We start from the raw sequence: 18,999 nt of genomic DNA, 5'->3' as shown, positions 1-18,999 counted from the left end.
TGCGTCATGAATAAACAGTATTCTCTTCAGAACTTCTCAGGTAAGCTTCCTCGTCGCAACTTCCTGACGAGCCTCAGTTCCGGTCTTGCTGGAATTTCGCTCGCTTCCTTATTACAAGAGGAAGATCAAGCCCGTGCATCCACGGCACATGTTCCACCCGATGGCAAAGCTCATTTTCCTCCCAAAGCGAAAAGCGTCATCTGGATGTTCATGCGCGGTGGTGTGAGTCATATGGAAAGTTTCGATCCGAAACCAATGCTCACCAAATACGCAGGGAAATCGATCAGTGAAACTCCCTGGAAAAGCGTTCAAGAATCTGAAAAACTGAAACGAGTACGTGTTGTTGTCGTCAACGATGCCAACGGGCAACAAAGAAATAAAGTTTATCCACTGCAGGTGGGTTATAAGAAATATGGTCAGAGTGGTATTGAGGTCAGCGACTGGTTCCCCCATATTGGCAGTTGTGTCGATGACATTTCTATCGTGCGCTCCATGTGGACCACAGACGACAACCATGGTGCTCAAGTTCAATTTCACTCTGGGCGACATATGCTCGATGGTCGGGTGCCAACTATTGGTGCCTGGATTAATTATGGCCTGGGATCACTGAATCAGAACCTGCCGCAATTCATCAATATGGGACCACGCTTTTTTGATGTGAGAGACGGACATTATTTAGGGCCTGCATATGATTCAGTTCCCCTCAAAGTCGATCCTAAAAATCCGCTGCCCTATGCAAAACCCGAACTCGATCTTTCCAGTGAAGAACAAAAAATCGAGTTTTCTCTCATCAACCAGCTCAACCAGCTTAGCTCTGAGAAATATCCGAATGATAGTACACTTCAGGCGCGGATTAAGTCTTATGAGTTGGCATTCCGCATGCAATCGGCAGTCCCTGAAGTTATTCGGTTTGATCAGGAAACCAAAGAGACTCAGGAACTTTATGGGCTGAATGATCCTGCAACAAAACCATTTGGAATGCAGTTATTGGCTGCGCGACGATTTGTAGAGAAGGGCGTTCGTTTTGTCCAGATCATGCATGGGGGTGGTGCTGCCGGTGCCTGGGATTCGCATTCGAATCTGAAAACGAATCACTCCAAGCTGGCAAAGCAGGTCGATCAACCTGCGGCAGGGCTGATAAAAGACTTAAAACGCAGAGGCTTATTAAAAGATACGATTGTTGTGTTTGCAACGGAATTTGGACGAACACCCGGTTCACAAGGCAGTAACGGTCGTGACCATCATCCATATGGTTTTTCAATCTGGATGGCCGGTGGTGGAATCAAGGGTGGTGTCGCGCATGGCACAACGGATGAACTCGGGTTCCATGCCGAAGAGCATCCGCATTATGTGACTGACGTGCATGCCACGCTGATGAAACAGTTGGGACTGAATGCCCGCCGTCTCGAAGTGCCTGGCCACAAACGCATTGAAATGGATTTCGGCCACTCTATCGACGAAATCATCGCATAGCTTGTATAATAGATTACTTGCGAGGTCGAATCGCAAGTAATCTATTTTTACAAATTGTGTGAAAGGTTTCCTATGTGTCGTTTTGCATGTATTGCATTAATGCTGATCCATATTCAATTCTTCTGTAGTACTAACACTGCTTCCAGCAAAACATATCATGTGTATTTTCTCGGTGGCCAATCTAATATGGATGGCTACGGTTATACCAAAGATCTTCCGGCCGATCTCAAACAACCGATTCCCGACGTAATGATCTTTCATGCAAATCCAAGCCCGGATGGTGTTGCCGTTGATGGTCGCGGTATCTGGTCTCAGCTCAAACCCGGTCACGGTGCTGGATTCAAATCGGATGGGAAGGCCAATGTTTATTCAAATCGGTTTGGAGCTGAGCTGACGTTTGCGAAAACTCTGAAAGAACTCGCTCCGAATCAACATGTTGCTTTGATCAAAATTTCGCGTGGCGGAACTTCTCTTGCTATCGAGGCGGCTGGCAACTTTGGTTGCTGGGACCCGGATTATGAAAAGGGAACGGGAGCAGGCCAGGGGATCAATCAATACGACCATTTTCTCGCAGGTATGAAACGCGCACTACAAACGCGGGACATTGATCAGGATGGTGAAAGCGATACCCTGGTTCCTGCTGGTATTGTCTGGATGCAAGGCGAAAGCGATGCCGTTTACTCTGAAGAAATCGCGCGAGCTTATGAGTCCAACCTGAAACGACTGATGGACTTAGTTCGCGCAACCATGTACGCGGATGATCTCCCTGTGATCATAGGTCGTATTTCCGACTCAGGAAATCATCCCGAGGGAAAAGTCTGGAAACATGGTGAGATCGTACGAGCCGCACAAGCCTCGTTTGTCAAAAAAGACAAACGTGCAGCGCTCGTGACCAGTACTGATAATTATGGTTATTCAGACCGTTGGCACTATAATTCTGAGGGTTATCTGGATTTAGGGAAGAAATTTGCCCAGGCCCTATGGAATCTACCCCAGGAATAATACTATCCTGTTTTGAGTGATTCGCATTTTACACTCTATTTTTCGATAGAAATTTCGACTTAGGTATCAATATGAAACCGGAACTTCTCTCCCCCGCTGGTACGCGCAAGGCAATGCAATATGCCTACGCATTTGGCGCTGACGCCGTTTATGCCGGGCAGCCTCGTTATAGTCTGCGTGTTCGAGAAAATGAATTCAATAAACTGGAAGTCATGGCAGAAGCCGTTGAAGAAGCGCATAAATTGGGTAAGAAATTCTATATTGCCAGTAACATTGCACCTCACAATCTGAAAGTGCGCAGTTATCTCAAAAACATGGAACCGGTCATCGATATGAAACCGGATGCCCTGATCATGTCTGACCCCGGGTTAATCATGATGGTCCGAGAACGTTGGCCAGAAGTTCCCATCCATTTATCAGTTCAGGCAAATGCCGTCAATTATGCCACTGTTAAATTTTGGCAGAACTTTGGTCTGACTCGTGTCATCCTTTCTCGCGAGCTGTCAATCAAAGAAGTTGCTGAGATTCAGGAAGAATGTCCTGACATGGAACTGGAGGTCTTCGTGCACGGTGCACTTTGTATCGCTTATTCAGGGCGCTGTCTGCTTTCTGGCTACATGAATCATCGCGACTCAAATCAGGGGAACTGCACCAACGCCTGTCGCTGGGACTATAAAGTGAATGATGCGGTCCAGACCATGGAAGGCGATATTGTGCTAAAAAATCCTCCTCCTCCCCAAAGTCAGCAGCAACTTCCCATCGTGGATCAGGTATTTTTGTTGGAAGAACCACAACGCCCCGGCGAATACATGCCTGCTTACGAAGACGAACATGGTACCTACATCATGAACTCGAAAGACCTGCGTGCGGTACAGCATGTCAAGACTTTTAGTGATATGGGAATCAGTTCGCTGAAAATTGAAGGACGCACAAAATCATTCTTTTATGCTGCTAGAACCGCACAGGTTTATCGCAAAGCCATCGACGATGCCGCCGCGGGTGTTGAGTTCAATGAGAATTTGTTGGAAATGCTCGACAGTCTCTCCAATCGTGGTTATACCGAAGGCTTTTTCCAAAGACATGCTTCAGAAAGTATGCAAAATTATGAGCATGGTCGCTCGGTCGCTCATAAACAACAATTTGTCGGCGATATTATTGACCGTGAAGAAGATGGTCTGATTGTTGATGTCAAAAACAAATTTGAACTCAACGATGAACTCGAGTTGATGACGCCCTCTGGAAATACGGTCTTTGAATTGAGAACATTATTAAATCAAAAAACCGAGTCCATTGATGTCGCCCCCGGTAGCGGTCATATCGTAAAGATCCCCTTTACTGATAATCAACTTGAGGATAGAGCACGGCAATTTAGCGAACACGATCAACAGTTTGCACTATTAATGAAATCAGTGCAGGCACCGGCCACAACAAGCCTTGTTTGATACAAACTATTTTTTGGCAGTAACCGTTAATTCATTTTTGACCTTACGAACACCTGGCTCCAACATAGCCAGGAACTCCACCAGCTTTTTGGCACTTGCTGATTCGACCTGACCACGTAGTGTGACGCTGCGATCAACGTTCAACTGGAACTGCACATCTCGAAATCGTTCGTTTCGTTCTTTGATTCGATCAAAGGACTGATCCATTGATGTTTTCATATTACTCAGTGGGAGAGGAGCAGACTTGAATGCCACTCTCATCTGTGGACGAAAAGCAGGCACTTTTATTGCATTCTGACCTGTATTAAACTGATTTCGACCATTTTGAAATCCGCTCGTGTTTGCCCGGTTAAAGTTACGATTCTGCCCGGCAGTATTGGCCGCATTTTGTGCATTTGTACGTCCGATAAATGAGTTTTGCGCTGCATCGGATCGACCGATGAAGGAATTTTGAGGAGTCACTGTTTGCGCGTTACCAAAAGTAGACAGCCCTAATTGGGAATCACCAAAGGCACTATTTCCGGAACTAAAGTTGCCAATATTTGTTCCTGCGTTACCTGAGGAACTATTAGACAGAGTTTGTACCTGAGCTTGACATCGTTCGGAGAGTCCAAGAGATAACAGAGCCCAAACGATGATGATCATTGCATTTGTGAGTATAAAGCGCGTCATGTTTTCCCCGAAACAGAAGCAAAGACAAAACCAGATCGAATCAACGTTAATTATAACATCGACATATTTCTGTGAAAGTAAATAATCTGATTTCTAAGTAGAGAATCATGTTATTTCACCGAACCACTCATTCGAAATTTACGATAACTGGTCGAATTTGTGGGAAACGATTCGTTATCAGAATTGCTAAATCGTTCCGTTGATTGTTGCCTTTGGTCATCCAGTAAACGAGCCATTTGATTTTCCAATTGGCGAATTCGTTCATCGCGTTCATCTAAAATAGGCTTCAACGATTCTGCTTTCGTTTGCTGAATTAGTTCCTGTCGCTGTTCAGAATCATTAAATTTAATTTGTTTATGCTCCCGAGATAGCTCTAGACGCTTTCCTGTTTCTCGTCTTGCTAAAGTATCGACTTCGATCTGACCTTTTGCTTCAAAGTGCTGTTGGTTCTGTGTTAGAGACGGTTGCCTTGTTTCAGGGGTTGTTCCTTCCAGTTTTACTGAAACCATTCGTGAATAGACGTCGGAAGCTCTTTGCTGGGTCAGTTGAACGCGCAAGGCACACTCCGCTTGAATCCGACCTTTTCGAACATACGGTATGAAAACCTGATAGCCAGGACCTAAAGTCGATTCAACCGCGTGAGCCTGCCATGCTCCTGAATCAAATTTGTATTGATGAATTGGTTTTGTTTGATCTTCCAGATCACCCTGGTCATCGAATAGATGAATCATCACTTCGCCTTTCACGTAAACAGGCGAGGGGTTATTATGCTGGAAAAACATTAACTGGCCAGCAAATCCTCGGGTTGGCATTCCATCAACCCCTTTTCCTTCAGCCGGTTCCCAGAGTGCCACAATTTCATAGACCGGTTTTTTGGGTGTCGCAAACTGATGTTTCATTTTCCAATCCCAACTGGTCAGATCGATGCTTGCACATCCCGTAACAAGTGTTGAAAGAAATAAAATCACCACATATCGAAAAGGCATGATTAAATCGTCCATATATTAATCTCGCCCCCAATAAGGAAAGCGCCTTTGTTTTGCCGGCTTCTTTTTAGATCGTTTTGTTAAAGCCTCTGTGTCATAACCGATTTGCTGGATCTCTCCACTGCTTTCATTTTCGATCAATTCAGATGAATTCAAATTGGATTGAGGCATCTCAGCTGGCGGTATCGGTTCTAAGAGCCCGTCGCCCTCAGGTATGAACTCTGGTTCTCCCGGAGGTACAGCAAAAATAGGTCCATGCATTTCTTCCGCTTTTTCTTCCATCAGGTGAATGCGCTCTGCTTCGACCTGCTTAATAAATTCAGAATCAGCATCGTTTTGAATGATGCGTGGAGTCAGGAATACCAATAACTCTTTACGTCTGGTTGAGGATGAGTCATAACGAAAGGGAATGCCTAAAAAGGGAATATCACCCAGCCAAGGGACTTTGCGTTCAATAGTAGTATCAGATTCGGTAATCATTCCACCTAAAACTACAGTTTGACCATTGGGAACGCTAACCGTCGTCTGGACTTGTGTAATGTTCTTAATCGGAGATTCAACAACATTCCCAGTGGTTGCATCCGTAAAGATGGGAACGCTTTGACCATCAAAATCGCTTTTCTCAGCTATAGTTTCCATGACAATATTACCATCAGGGCTAATCCGTGGTGTCACTGCCAGAATAATTCCTGCTTCATCTTGTTCGATTACAGGGTTTGCTGAACCTACACTGGAAACTGTGACGCCGTTCACCACTGGAACAATTTGCCCCACCTGTATTTGGGCAGTGACATTATCGACCGTTCGAATTTGAGGACGGCTCAATATGTGCACATTCCGTTTGGCAGCTAATGCCCGAATTAAGACACTGACAGACTCAGAACTAGCAGAAAGCACGAGTCCACCAAAGCCAAGATCATCATTACCGCGCTGTAATGAAAAGTTACTCAATGCCTGACCGGCCGTATTTCCAACGTTATTCGAATTATTGGTTCCCAATGGGTTAATACTATTAAACAGAAAGCCGGGCGTTGCCTCTTGGGAAACAATTGTCTGGTTGGTTTGAGTGACGTTATTTTGTCCGGTGATGGTTTGCTGTACCGTCAGAATGTTGTCGATGATACTTCGATTGAAGAGCAATGAATCCTGAATTCCCAACTCAACTCCAAACTCGTCATCGTTATCCAATTCGACTTCAACAATCAAAGCCTGAATGATGACTTGCGGAGCTTCCTTATCCAATTCTTTGACGAGATTGGAAATTTCAGCAAAATAGCGAGGCGTGGCACTGATGATTAAATTATTGTTTATCGGTTCAGGAACGACAATGATTTCGCGCTCCAGCAACTCGAAACTACTGATCAGATCAGGATCCTGAGCAATGAGTGCACGTTGCGTGTCCAGAAATTCATTAATGGCTACAGCAACATCCGCGACCGGAGTGTTTTTCAACTGAATCACTGTAGTTTCGCGTTTACGGCTGTCTGCACCATCCAGTTTTAACAGGATGGCTTCAACAATCTGCAATGCATCAGTTCCTCCCTGCGCGACAACTGAGTTGGTTCGTCGATCCACCGTGAATTTCAAAGGTACTAAATTACTATTGGTATCATCAATACCCGCGATTTGAATGCCTAAATCAGTTTGTTGGTTCTCAACTGAAAAAGTAGACTGTAGCAAAGTCACCATTAAGTCTGCGTCCGCATTTTTCAATGTAAATACTTTTAATTCCGCCACTGTCGAGACACGCTGATCAAATTGATTGATTAACGCTTCTACCAGCTCCAGACTGTCTTTCGGAGCAGTAACAACCAGTGTGTTTGCACGCGGATCGGCAATGACTCGAATGTCTGCTAATAATCCTGATCGCAAGACCCGGCTTTGAGATCTATCGTGTGTCAAAAACTCAAGGACAACTGAGCGTGCTTCCTGTAATTGCTGGGCTGCTTCACCCCCCGCGCCTCCAAAATTAGCTCCGGAACCTGCTGTTCGAGCTGCTGCCGGGTTAAGAACACTTTGTAATGTTGAGTTCAGAGTTTCAGCTAAGTCTTCTGCAATCGCGTTCTTTAGAGGAAATATTTTGACACGGCTGACTGCCTTGGATTGATCCTGGTCAATCTTCTGAATCAGCGCCGCGACCTCCTGCATATCTCTTGGCTGGGCTTGAACGATGATCGAATTGGTTCGTATATTGGGAGAGACGATAATGCGAGTTCCCAATCCACCTCGTTCATCGTAAAACTCACGTAATGTTGTAGAGACCTGGGTGGCACTGGCACTTTTCAAATGAAACACACCAAATTCGGTGAGTGGGTTCACGGGTTGATCCAGTTCCTCTGCCAGCTTAAGAATCGAAGGCATATCTGTATCAGGGGCTAGAATCAATAATGCGTTGGGCTTTCCCAGAGGAATGAATTTGATTTTTTGAGTTTGCCCTTGAATGGCTCGTAAATTGACGAGCTCTTCATACACTCCGTTCAAAAGATCAGCCAGTGCAGTCGAGTTCACATGACGCAAATTTAATAAATGGATGTCAGGACGGGTGCCCGCACTTAATTCTTCCAACTCTTTGATGATCTTCATCAGTGCTTCAACATCTTCATCTTTACCGCGTAAAATCAGAACTCCGAGGTCAGGGACAGACTCGATATTCACATTGCCCTTTAGATCTTGTAATAATTCCGGAAGCGATTGCTGTTTTTGAGCTTGATCCAGTTTCTCTGCTGGGCCGGGTGGTACTGGATTTTGATTTGTGTTCTCAAGCTGCTTTTCATCAAAACTGATTTGATCTATACGCTGTCTTAATTGATTGACACGTCGATTACGTAAATGCGGTGGTATTTTAGAAGCACTGTTTTGAGATAAGCTCAAATGCGAACGTGTCTTAACTGTACTTGATTTCAATTGCTCATGCAGGGCTTGAGCAACTTTACCAATTTTCATCGTACCTGATACAAGCTGAATTGACTCTGCATAACCTTTGGCAGCCTGATCAAGTCTCATGACTGTTGATCTCAATGAGTTTGCTTTGGAACTAGCACATTCAAAAACCAATGCATTATTTTCTTTATCGAGTCCTACGCGAAAATCAATATGTGAATCAACTAAGTTCTCTAAATCAGTTGATTCATCCTTGAGTACATTCTGATTTCTATTCATAAAAACTACGATTCCAGGAAAACCACCTGGTCCCTCTCCCTGCAGTTCAGCACGTCTTTCGAAGGCATGATAGAACTGCCTGAGTACTTCCGTGCTGCTTAGTGTACCCGGACGAACTGAAAACTGAGTTTTCCTCAGTTTCGATTGAGATTTTGGAAGTTTTTGTGCACTTTCTTCAAAAGTCGCTGGTACATCTGGCTGCCTGATTTGTGTTTCAGACACCTTAGCTTGTTTCTGGTAGTTTACCTGTTGAACTCCGTGATTCTTTCTTTCGGTATTTATTTTCGATTTACCGTTTTGGATGGTTGGGGGAATATACTTTGCTTTGGTCTGTCGAAGATCGAGAACGACTAGAAATTTGTCTTTTTGAAGCAACCGAAATCCCTTAGGCTCGAGTTCTCGATTTAAGATTTGTAAAGTTTGATCAAAGGAATGCAGTCGTTTATCTCGACGCGAAAAAAAACCTTTCGGTACAACATCCATTACCAACGTCAGCTCATTTTGCTCTGCAACTTGTTCTAATACTCTCTTCCACGTCGATTGGACATAGTTTAAAGAAATTTCTGCAGGCTCTTTACCTGGTCGATGTTCGTTCTGGGAAAAGCTTCGCTCATAGTCATCTGAAACAGCTTTAGTTTCCTTCGTCTTTGTAGAGGATGGCTTTCGAAAGCGATTCCAAAACGAGGGCTTTGAGTCGGCGTAAACAGAAACTGAAGGCCCGCACAGAACGAGCAATGCTAACAGGCAACGTAAATGCCTGGAATAATTTCTGGTTAATCGTATGAATAAAAACAACGTTTCACCCCATTGATGCCATAAGCCGACTTCAGGAATTCTGATCAAGGAATGTAGACGCATCTCAAGCGAGATCGTCCCCGAAAGAATCCCTACAATCGTTAATATCGGAAAAGTTTGACTATTTTATTGAACAAAGGTGTTTATATTTGGAAAGAAAATCAGAGTTTTCTAGGGATCGGCGATTAACATAACTCCATATATAGTAATAATATGCGCATAAATACTTCCGCCCGTACATGTCAGTGATGTCGGTTTACGAATTGCAGAATTGATGCCTGAGAATATAGCGAGCTAAGAATAGGGAAAATGGAGAGGAAAGGTATGAGAAGTAACCATCTCTTTCGAGTTTACAAGAGGAGAGGCTAATTCAACACAGGAACTGAGGACAGGTTTCGCAATGTTCTGAAATTTTCTCCCAGTGAGAGCACCCACGGTTTGCCATCGATCTCCAGAATAAGATATTTATCTGAAATAGACTTCACGATGGCGTGGATCTCCGAAACATTAATTGTGTCACCCGCTTGAACTTCCTGCTTCTGGTTAGTTGCCCGATTTCGTAGCCAGGCCATTTTCTTTCCATCAACGTTGATACTACCCGTTAAGAACGTAAAAAATGCGTCGTCTAATAAAACCTTGACAGTAATATTCTCAGTTGAAGAAACAGGAGGCGTCCCCGAATCTGAAACTTTTACGGTAATCACGTAGTCTTTTAACTCAGCCGAAGCAGCAGGAGTCCAGGTGAGTTCCCCTGTCTCTAAGTTGAGCTTCACACCCTCAGGAGCTTCTGATGCTAACTCGAATTTGAGCTTTTGTGGCGGAAGATCGACATCACTGGCTTTCACGAATAGTGAGAGAGGCTGTGTCTGGTATGCAACCACAGATTTGATGGCTTCAATTTTTGGTGGCGTATTCTTTTCAAGTAGCTCGATTTGGAACACTTTTTCTTGAGTTTGATCTCCCTGAACTGCAGTGATCGTTATGGGATAAACGCCTGCTTTTTGCTCTTTAGCAGGGGACCAATTTAACTTATCCGATTTGATTACCAACCCTGGTAATTTCTCTTTGACAGATAACACAGGAGCATTGATTGAAGGATTGATACCTACGATAGGAATTTTTAACTCAAGAGTATTACCTCTGACAATCGTCTGTTTAGGAATCTCTTTCAGTTCCAACTTATAAACTTTATCTGGAACAGGCTTCGCAAATGGGTTTGAGGGTGCAACCAAACCATAATCAAAAACCGCCTGTAAATATTGGGGAGCTTGCATGACAACTGCCCCTTTGGAGTGAGCAGTGGGTTTTGTATCAAGGACCCCACGTTGAACAGCCCATTCTCCATTGGTCTGATTGATTACATTTAAGATTTCGTTATTGATCTTGATGAGAAATCGTTGCCCTTTGGGAAAATGTTTTGAACTAAGAACTTTAATCAGTTCTGTATCCTGAGTAATCGGCTGTTGCAGTTTTGTATTTCCCTCAGAATATTGACTGAGAGGTGACAGCTCAAAAGGTGTACCAGCATCATAGCGAGCAGGGACTGTCGAATTGGCACCTCTCACAATAGTCCAAATATCCCCTGAGATTTCATTTACAGTGAGGAATTCCTGATTAATACGAATTCGAAAAGGAGTCTGGCTGGGGAAATCAATGACGTCTTGAACCTTCATTTTAGTCCCATCAAAATTCAGAATAGCAGCTACCTTTGCACGTGGAAATAATTGCTCACGGGGTTTTGCTTTTGTCAAAGCCAGACCTTCTGCTGTTATTTTCACTTCGAGTGGGTCAGACTTACCAGTACCGGTACTCTTTAATTCCAAGCGAACAATATTCTGTAATAGATCGGTTTGGTAGAAATGCAACAGAAAGTGACTTAACTGCTGGTAAGTGGCGGTCCCTTCTAAAGAAACCTGGACAGCAATATAAGTTTTGCCTTCACGGATTCGACGGCCAGGCGACAATTTCAAATCTGATATTCCTGAAAGTTCTGCCAGATCATTTAACCATTCCAGATAGAGCCTTTGCGCATCGTGTTCGTCCGGCGGAAGACTGTGTTCAACCCAGGTTCCCAGTTGTTTGGCTGAACGAAGGAGTTCCAGTTCTTGCTGTTCTTTCTGATCAATGGAATTATTGATCGCATTCAGTTGATTCTCTCGAGACTCAATTGGTTCGATAAAAGTGCTATGTAGAATCGGCATTCCCAACCAGAAGACAATCACGGCTCCAAAAATCAATGCCAGTATTTTTTCTCGTTTTTGCATCGTTCACACACCCAACTCAATGAAACAAATTCGCATTTGATTTACGATTCCCGACATGATTCTTCCCAATCAACTTTTATTCACCTTCTCAGCCTTGGGTTTCTGCTGAGTATTTACTTGAGGAGGAAGCCGTTCTGCGTCGATCTCAAAAGGAACAGGGTAATCAGAATCAAAAGTACTATTATTACTTCGCTTGGGATGAACTCGATAATTGTCATTAGATAATTGGCGATTAAGGTCTCTCACATCCAGGTCATCTTTCGCATGGCCCATCGCTCTCAGGCGACTGATCGATTGACCGGCAGAGCGATTCAGACTCATATCGCTTAGATAGAGTCGATCTGTTCCAGGTAGTACGGTATCTAACTCATTCAATACTTTTAATGATTTGGAATTTGAGTGTTCCCAGTTTTCGATGAGTGTGACTGACTCTAAAGTCGGCTTCCCTCGTTTGAGCAATTCATTTAAACCATTCTGGATATTCTGGCGTTCCACTATTTGTTCATCCAGATCAGAAACACGACGCTGTGTTAAAAATAAAGCCGTCATAAATATCAATACCACACCGGCAACTCCTAAACCGATCTGTAGTTTACGACGATCTGGCTTCACTTCTGCCTTATGAGGATTCAGAAAGTCAACAACTTCCATACTCTTTTGTGCCTGGGAATATAACATCCCCATTGGTCCGGCCAAGACTCCTGGATACTCAAGCGGGTGAGAGTCACTGAATGTAGACTTTGTACTTAGTGACGGATCTACAAATTCAACAGCACAACGAAATCGGTCACTTAACTTTTTAGAAAAAGATTGCTGTGCCTGCTGTTCGCCAATCAAAATGATTTGTTTTGTTTTCTGTCCAGCAAGTTGTGAACTGCTGGCTAAAAGAAAACGGTTGACCTCTGTGATCATTGACTGTTCTGTGACTTCGCGATCTGCAGATGTCATCGATGTTGAGTTGGTAAATAATAGTTGTTGATCATTGACCAAGGACATTTCCAGATGATGGTCTACCTGATTCACAATTAAGGTAGGATCAGACATCTTATCGAAAGTACCAACATGTGCGATCCATTCAGCAACAGAGATCGCACTGACTCCCGTCGAAATGACATCCATACCCATTGACTGGAACGTATTCACCGCCTGATCGTGCAGTTCTCTGACAATACTGGCAACCAATACATCACGTGCCTCTTTTCCCTCACGGACGGGCAGCAGCAAATGGTCGAGCAATAATTGACCGAGAGGAACCGAAGATTTCGTTGCCGCCTGAAACCGAACGATTTCAGGCACTTCTTCTATAGGAACATCAGGTATTTCCAATACACGAATCGTAGTGTCATGACGGGGAAAAGAAATCAGTACGTTTTTTACCGAAATATTTAACCGCGAAAATTCATTCTTCAACCAACTGCCAGCTGAAATCGGATCCTGAGTGGGATTCAACTCATCAGGCCAAACGATATGAAATGACTGTTTTATGGAAACAGCTGAACCACTGACAGTTGCTTCGATGCCAGTGAGTTCTGATTTTTCCCAGTTAAGTGCTAGATAGTCTGCCATTTTTTACTTTTCAAAATTTCAGTTTCGAAATCGTCCTATCACTGAGTTGTTTCACCAAGCCACCATGTCTCATTTCCTCGAAACGACGACAAAGGATATCCAGCTCCCAGGTTACTCAAATCACGGATATATGTGATTCGTGGGGGAATGAATGTTCCATCAATGATGGCTTCGACTCGAGTAACAGGACCTCCTTTTCCGTAATATCCTAACGACTGGGCACGAAATACATCCCCTCCACTGTTAATGTAAGGAGCCAGTGTTCTCATATGTTCTATTGTCGTTAAGCCCTCAATGACTAGCCATCCCGTTGTTTGTCGTGCCTGACTGATTTCTGTAGATGGCGCACCATTTGTATCAGTCATTTGGGAATTTACGATCGAATTGGCTAAATCTTCGTCCATTTCAGGGATTCCCAGAAGCGTTTCCAACCGTGCCTGCCCAATGTCGATACGTCCTTCGATATACTGGCTTTTAGTTGTTGTTAGAAGGTCATGCAGAATTGGTAAATCAGCTGTCATGGCTGAAGGGTCAGCTGACCAGGGACTGACGAGCGTTGTCTGCTGGCCATCGATCTCAGTTTCCACTTCAGAGCCAATCAGATCATAAATTGAATTGATGCTATAGATTCCCCCAGCAGACAAATCGATCCCTGCACGGGTGACAGTAACTCCCTCTTCCGAAAATATCGCTTTCGCAATTCCGACAGCTAACTCGTTGAGAGCTTCTCTCTCACTTGTCTCTCCTCCGACAGCAGTTACAGCCCCTCCTGACTCGAAATCACTCAAAGTCGGAACAGGCCCACTTGTTCGATACGCAACGATGAACCGAGCTTCATCAGGTCCAAGTTCTGCTTCGAGTTCATCATAGAGTTCGGTCAACATCGTTGCATTCAGATTGATTTTTTCTGAACCATCAGGGCGAATGTTGATCTCTCGACTATGAACTGTTAAGAACGCTGACCAACCAGGATCCAGAACTCCATCGGCATTATCAAGAGGCAATGTCGCATCACCGTCATTCTCATTAGGATCGAGGATTCCATTTCGATTTGTATCTTCGCCATAAAGTAATTCTGGAGTGACACCACGTACCAGCAATAGTTCGTCCAATGACTCCAGAGGAGCATTTTTAGCAGAGTAAGGCGATCCGAGTGTTTCGTAATAGTCACTCTCAGCACCTAATGAACGCGTTTCGTCATCCTCATCAATCCAATCGAGGATCGCCGCTGCAATGTCTTCTGTCATATTCGGAATATACATTAAACGGTCAACTGGTGTGTCGGCTTCAATATCAAACTCATCTAATTCTGAATCGACATCCTCTAAGTCATCTACTTCTTCAGTTGCCAGAATATTCAAATTCAGTTTTCCCGACTCATTCATTAAGCCGAAGCGAATGGATTTTGATTCGGAATCTGTGACGACGGGTGCCACAACACTGAAATAACCGCTGGTTCTTGAAATCTCACCCGGTACTAAATTGATATTCTGAAACTGTTCCGGATTATGGTAGGAATTCCAGCCATCAATTTCTGAGCGGTCTCCCACATAAACAGCCGCTTGCTCGATACCTGAGAGCGCCAGTTCGCGCGATTGCAGAGACCGCCCATAAATATTGGCTGCTTCCATTTCCACGATCATTAATTCAGAAAATGTATATGCGCCTAAGCTGAGCATGACCACGACTACCAACACCACCAGTAATGTACTACCCGCGCGCAGCTTCAACATGATTTCTCGATTAGAAATTTGATACCTGTGATCGTGATGAAAGAAATGTTGCTGCACCATTTAAAACGCGTCGGCTTCTTGTTCTGATGTTTGTAAAATGGCAGGTAATGCCAACGGTAAAGCAATGACCATGCTGTATGTGTTTTCGTAACCGTTGATTTTACTATTGATCGATTTGATGACGCCTTGATCATCATCGTTTCGAAATCCGATTGTAACCTTCACTGCCTGGGGGACTGTTCCATATTCAATACTATCCCAAACTTCTAACCAGTCAGTTCCATCGAAATATTGAAATTGCAGGTTGTCAATTTCTGGCGCCAATAATTGAGATTGCTCGGCCAGTTCTTCGAGATTTGCCGATTCATCTGCATTGATCATGGCTAACCGATCTCCTTCGAGCCTTGCAAGCCCTTGTGTCGCAACACCATATTCCGTAGCACTTCGAAAACGATCGCCGACCACTCCCTGCAATCCTTCAGAACCAGCGTCTGCAATAAAATAGGAGATCGATAACAAATCGCTCTGTGAATCGGTGGAATCACTTTCGCTCATTGACTGTGATAATAGTAGTGGTTGTCGGGCTGGACGACTGGTGTGTAATACAAGTGATTGAGCGTCTCCATAAACGCCAATGTTTGCAGTCGTATAAGCTTCATCCGGATTTGTAACCGGGATTTCTTCAATCTCATCTTCCTCTTCTGAGGAGTCTGTCGACTCTTCTTCTGTAATTTGTTGCACATAAGTCACACAATGTAAGTCATGCGTTATTTTTTGAAAAATTGCCCGGGCTATTTGCGCGCGTTCTACTTGTGCATGACCAATGGTTGTGTATTTCCAATATAAATCGAGAGCGGAATAGATGGCAGCCAATAGTAATGTTGTTAATCCAATCGCCAGGATGACTTCCAGTAAGGTGAATCCCAATGACAGTGAAACAAGCCTGCGTTTCGGAGAACTAAATGATTTTCGCATTTAAAAATCCTCCATTTCAGTGTCATCGCTGACTTCTACGGTATTCGCGGCATCCAGCAATTCAGCAGGATCCCGAACCTGGCGTGTAAGCTGATAACTGGTGGTAACGGTCTCAGAGTCTCCGGAATATTGCACATCCACTGTCAGTTTTAAAAGCGTCTCGTAGGTACCAGGCTCGACATTTAAACTCCATTTCCAGTTCTCGTTATCATCTTCGAATGCAGCCAGAGAAACCGACTCCATCGGTTGCGCACCAGAAATGACCTCGGCCAGTTTTGATTGGCATTTTATCATAGCCTGAGTTCGAAGCTGTGCCTGTAAAGCGGCCCGCGAACCAATGCTAATCAACTGGCTGATTGCTGCCAAAGCACCCAGAAAAATCGTCAGCGAGATTAGAACTTCCAGTAAGGTGAGTCCAGCCCGACTCGGAATAGACGTCTGGTTGATCGGCCTGAGAATCCTCATCGAGACGACTCCCGATCGTAAGAAATCGATGCGCTACCGGTGAGTCCTCGTAGTTCAATACTGGCGACTCTTTTTTGATCTTTCCCTAGAATCTCATGTTTCAAATCGAAGGCAGCAGATCCATCAGGATAAAAGGTGATCGGAAAAGATGCTTCCATCCATTTCCAATCTTTGGCAGCAGGAAGATTTCCCAGCCATTCGAAGGGGATAGCTGGCTCGGTTACTGTTGCAACAACGTTTTGACTAAATTCAAAATCTTCTGAGAGCTCTTGTGCGATCACAGTCTGATCGCTGGAGATCTGCCGTGTATCAGCAGAATCAGTGCCTTGTCCTAGTAATTCCTTATCAACGGGTACTACCAGATAGTGATTCCCACCCAATTCGAAATATATTTGATAATTGACACCATGCTCAATAGCGCGAATGCGTGCGGCAGCGAACGCTGATTTCACATCCTGCATGTTCTGTTTTAATCGATTGTTCGCGTTGATCCGGAGTACAGCAGGCCAGACAACAGAGATCAGTACCAAAAGCAGGGAAAGAACGAGTAACATTTCGATCAGCGTAAATGCTGATCGATTTTGTTGAATCTTCAAACTCTTTTTCTGTTGAACTGGCACGGATAGCGCCCCCTTGTCATCATCTCTAACTGGCCTCCTGCAAAGTTAGACTATTTTGCCTGGTCCCAGTTATTCACGTCATCACCAGATCCATTTTCATCTTGTTGATTTGGCCCCAGAGACCAGATTGCCGGCTTGGTCGATTTTGATTTATTATTAGGGTACTCATATTGAAATACCTGCCCCCAGGCATCCAGAGGTTGTGAATCAATATATGGCTCCGCTGCCTGACCATCTGAGGAAGCTGGCTCTAATAGAAGCTGAATCTGTTCCTGGCCTCCTTGTGGGTATTCGCCGTTATTCTCGGCAGCATAGAGCTTGAATGCCTGTTCCAGATTGTGAATGCTGGCACGTGTGGCTTTAATGTTGGCTTTCTTCTGACTACCTAACAAGTTGGGAACAACCATCGCTGCAATAACGAGAATGATTCCCAATACAATCAGCATTTCCAATAACGTAAATCCGTGTCGTTTTTGTCTTACTTGTTTTTTTTGTTGATACATGTCTCCATCCTTTTCGCAATATACATTTTCCAGAAATCACAATTCTGGCTTCAACCTAAATGAGATTTAACCAGTGAAGTTTGCTTCCCTTATTTATTATAGTAAGCCTGAGCTTTGAAAGACGGGTAAAAGTAAAGCCAACATCACAAAAACGACAACGGCAGCCATGAGCAGCAACATCAAAGGCTCCAGCATACGCACAAACATGTCCAGTTTACGGTTCGTCTGCCGTTCCATATTGTCAGCGATATCAATTAATACCTGTTCTAAATTATTTGCTTCTTCACCCACAGCAATCATCTCCACTACCTCTTCCGGGAATTGCCCACTCACAGCAAATGGCTCTGCGATCGATTTTCCGGAAGAGATACTTTCAGCTGCCTCACCGATTGAGTTGCTGATCACCTTATTTCCTGCCGCATCTTTGGCGATTCGTAAGGACTGTAAAATAGGAACGCCGTTCGTCAGCAAAGTTCCTAAAATCCGACAAAAACGGGCAATGGCCAGACTGCGAACGATGCTACCCAAACCATAAGCGTTTAATCGAAATTGATCGAATTTCATGCGCCCTTCCGTTGTCGCGATATATTTGTAAACCGCAACCACAGCTAGTGCCATTAAAAAAAGAATCACAAACCAATAAGATTGCATGAATTCACTGAAACCCAGTAGTGTGGTTGTAGCCCAGGGAAGTTCTCCTCGTGCGGACATTCTTGCAAAAATTGGTTCAAACTTGGGAACGAAATAGATGAGTAAAAAACTTACAATAATCGTTCCGAATGTCGTCAAAAACGCAGGGTAAATCATCGCGCCCACGACACGATTTTTCAACTCTTCCTGATGGTCCGTGAAGTTGGCAATGCGTTTTAGAACGTCTTCCAGAAAGCTCCCTTCTTCCCCTGCACGAACCATACTCACAGCCAGTTCAGAAAAGACTTTGGGATGTTGGCCCATAGCAACAGCCAGCCGTGTTCCATCGGCAATTTCAGCTCGAACCTCTTCCAGAACTAATTTCAAAGCGGGATTTGTTGACTGCTTATGTAGTAACTCGAGCGAACGGAGCAGGGGAACGCCTGACTTCAGTAAGTCTGCTAATTGGGTATAAAAGACAGACAAATAGCGAGCACGAACACGACGCCCCGTGTATTTCAATTGTGCTTTTGCCTGATCTGCCAAATCCACTTTCACAGGAAACAGGCTGCGCGCAGCCAGAGAGTTCAAGGCATCCTGCTGATTGGGTGCTGACAGAATACCAGTCACCTGACGGCCTGTCGCTTCTCTGGCAATGTATTGAAATTCCGGCATCGTAATTACTTTGATTGAATCAAAACTCTTGAAAACAAA

General features: G+C 44.3%; 14 protein-coding genes. 3 read left to right on the top strand and 11 right to left on the bottom strand.

What is annotated here, in order from left to right:
* Nucleotides 1–6 precede the first annotated feature (6 nt).
* The 3 genes from V144x_RS04400 (at nucleotide 7) to trhP (ending at nucleotide 3,917) form a co-directional block, all read left to right on the top strand.
* Nucleotides 7–1,473 (top strand): DUF1501 domain-containing protein, encoded by a 1,467-nt coding sequence (locus tag V144x_RS04400; RefSeq protein WP_144981962.1) that lies wholly within the window; start codon nucleotides 7–9, stop codon nucleotides 1,471–1,473.
* Between the two features lie 72 nt (nucleotides 1,474–1,545).
* Nucleotides 1,546–2,475 (top strand): sialate O-acetylesterase, encoded by a 930-nt coding sequence (locus V144x_RS04395; RefSeq protein ID WP_144981959.1) that lies wholly within the window; start codon nucleotides 1,546–1,548, stop codon nucleotides 2,473–2,475.
* A gap of 71 nt (nucleotides 2,476–2,546) precedes the next feature.
* Complete coding sequence (trhP, locus tag V144x_RS04390) at nucleotides 2,547–3,917, top strand: prephenate-dependent tRNA uridine(34) hydroxylase TrhP (protein ID WP_144981956.1); 1,371 nt, start codon at nucleotides 2,547–2,549, stop codon at nucleotides 3,915–3,917.
* 6 nt (nucleotides 3,918–3,923) lie between these two features.
* On the opposite strand, the gene V144x_RS04385 is transcribed toward trhP, so the two are convergent.
* From V144x_RS04385 to V144x_RS04335, 11 genes are all read right to left on the bottom strand, one after another.
* A complete protein-coding gene (locus V144x_RS04385; protein WP_144981953.1) occupies nucleotides 3,924–4,589 on the bottom strand; it encodes a BON domain-containing protein in 666 nt (221 codons plus the stop codon).
* 110 nt (nucleotides 4,590–4,699) lie between these two features.
* Complete coding sequence (locus V144x_RS04380) at nucleotides 4,700–5,590, bottom strand: hypothetical protein (RefSeq protein ID WP_144981950.1); 891 nt, start codon at nucleotides 5,588–5,590, stop codon at nucleotides 4,700–4,702.
* A 3-nt stretch (nucleotides 5,591–5,593) separates the two neighbouring features.
* Nucleotides 5,594–9,592: a secretin N-terminal domain-containing protein gene (locus tag V144x_RS04375; protein WP_144981947.1), complete on the bottom strand. Its 3,999-nt coding sequence runs from the start codon at nucleotides 9,590–9,592 to the stop codon at nucleotides 5,594–5,596.
* A gap of 302 nt (nucleotides 9,593–9,894) precedes the next feature.
* Nucleotides 9,895–11,793 carry a putative Ig domain-containing protein gene (locus tag V144x_RS04370; RefSeq protein ID WP_144981944.1) on the bottom strand — a complete coding sequence of 633 codons (1,899 nt, stop codon included), beginning with the start codon at nucleotides 11,791–11,793 and terminating at the stop codon, nucleotides 9,895–9,897.
* 69 nt (nucleotides 11,794–11,862) lie between these two features.
* Complete coding sequence (locus V144x_RS04365; protein WP_144981941.1) at nucleotides 11,863–13,359, bottom strand: type IV pilus biogenesis protein PilM; 1,497 nt, start codon at nucleotides 13,357–13,359, stop codon at nucleotides 11,863–11,865.
* A 38-nt stretch (nucleotides 13,360–13,397) separates the two neighbouring features.
* On the bottom strand, nucleotides 13,398–15,092 hold the full coding sequence (locus V144x_RS04360) for a type II secretion system minor pseudopilin (RefSeq protein WP_197998751.1): 1,695 nt from the start codon (nucleotides 15,090–15,092) through the stop codon (nucleotides 13,398–13,400).
* A gap of 60 nt (nucleotides 15,093–15,152) precedes the next feature.
* Complete coding sequence (locus tag V144x_RS04355; protein ID WP_144981937.1) at nucleotides 15,153–16,067, bottom strand: hypothetical protein; 915 nt, start codon at nucleotides 16,065–16,067, stop codon at nucleotides 15,153–15,155.
* A complete protein-coding gene (locus V144x_RS04350; protein ID WP_144981934.1) occupies nucleotides 16,068–16,532 on the bottom strand; it encodes a type IV pilus modification PilV family protein in 465 nt (154 codons plus the stop codon).
* Complete coding sequence (locus tag V144x_RS04345) at nucleotides 16,529–17,152, bottom strand: prepilin-type N-terminal cleavage/methylation domain-containing protein (RefSeq protein WP_144981932.1); 624 nt, start codon at nucleotides 17,150–17,152, stop codon at nucleotides 16,529–16,531. Before V144x_RS04345 ends, V144x_RS04350 begins: the two co-directional genes overlap by 4 nt.
* A gap of 50 nt (nucleotides 17,153–17,202) precedes the next feature.
* Nucleotides 17,203–17,655: a type II secretion system protein GspG gene (locus tag V144x_RS04340; protein WP_144981929.1), complete on the bottom strand. Its 453-nt coding sequence runs from the start codon at nucleotides 17,653–17,655 to the stop codon at nucleotides 17,203–17,205.
* Nucleotides 17,656–17,751: 96 nt separating this feature from the next.
* On the bottom strand, nucleotides 17,752–18,960 hold the full coding sequence (locus tag V144x_RS04335; RefSeq protein ID WP_144981926.1) for a type II secretion system F family protein: 1,209 nt from the start codon (nucleotides 18,958–18,960) through the stop codon (nucleotides 17,752–17,754).
* Between the last annotated feature and the right edge of the window lie 39 nt (nucleotides 18,961–18,999).

Source organism: Gimesia aquarii, from assembly GCF_007748195.1.
Classification (GTDB): domain Bacteria; phylum Planctomycetota; class Planctomycetia; order Planctomycetales; family Planctomycetaceae; genus Gimesia; species Gimesia aquarii.
This window is presented reverse-complemented; position numbering and strand designations above follow the sequence as displayed.